This is a genomic window from Limnohabitans sp. JirII-31, from assembly GCF_002778315.1.
Taxonomy (GTDB): Bacteria; Pseudomonadota; Gammaproteobacteria; order Burkholderiales; family Burkholderiaceae_C; genus Limnohabitans.
The window spans coordinates 1-794 of record NZ_NESA01000041.1 but is presented as its reverse complement, the minus strand read 5'-3'; the positions used below and the strand labels follow the sequence as shown (position 1 = coordinate 794).

Here is a 794-nt window from a genome sequence, read left to right as displayed (position 1 = left end):
TCACCCCCGTCCAACACGTCGTCCTGGTTACCACCAATCAGCGTGTCGTTGCCACCCAAGCCGTTGATGCGGCTGGCGTAGTTAGTGAACCCGACCATGTAGTCCGCACCCTCGGTGCCGTTACGCGTCACCCTGCTGGCGATGTCTCCAACGCCCCACACCGTGCCGTCCGCAAAGCTGATCTTCTCCACTTGGTAGTACGCGCTGCTGTTGAAGTAACTCTGTAGGGTGACCGTGTCTGTGCCCCAGCTCAGCTTGAGGTCCTCACCCTCCTGGCTGATTTGCATGTCACCCATCAACAACCCAGCCCCCAACTGCAAGGTGTCTGTGTCTTGCCACGTCCAATAGTCATAGTCGTTGATCGTGTCTTGCCCATCCCCTTGGTTGAACACATAGGTGTCGCTTCCGAATCCTCCCGAGAGGTAGTCGTTGCCCTCCCCACCTGTGAGCGTGTCGTCTCCATAATCTCCAGACAAGCTGTCGTTGCCTGCACCTCCCACCAATGTGTCGTTGCCAGAATCCCCAGACAAGCTGTCATTGCCTGCACCTCCCATCAGCGTGTCGTTGCCGTATCCTCCGCTCAACGAGTCATCGCCCTCACCCCCGTCCAACACGTCGTCCTGGTTGCCACCAATCAGCGTGTCGTTGCCACCCAAGCCGTTGATGCGGCTGGCGTAGTTAGTGAACCCGACCATGTAGTCCGCACCCTCGGTGCCGTTACGCGTCACCCTGCTGGCGATGTCTCCAACGCCCCACACCGTGCCGTCCGCAAAGCTGATCTTCTCCACTTGGTA

Annotated in this window: 1 protein-coding gene; it reads right to left on the bottom strand. The window is 58.8% G+C overall.

The window, feature by feature from the left end; genetic code table 11:
- Positions 1–794 (bottom strand): calcium-binding protein (locus B9Z41_RS16865; RefSeq protein ID WP_304441805.1); only part of this gene is annotated, 794 nt, incomplete at both ends.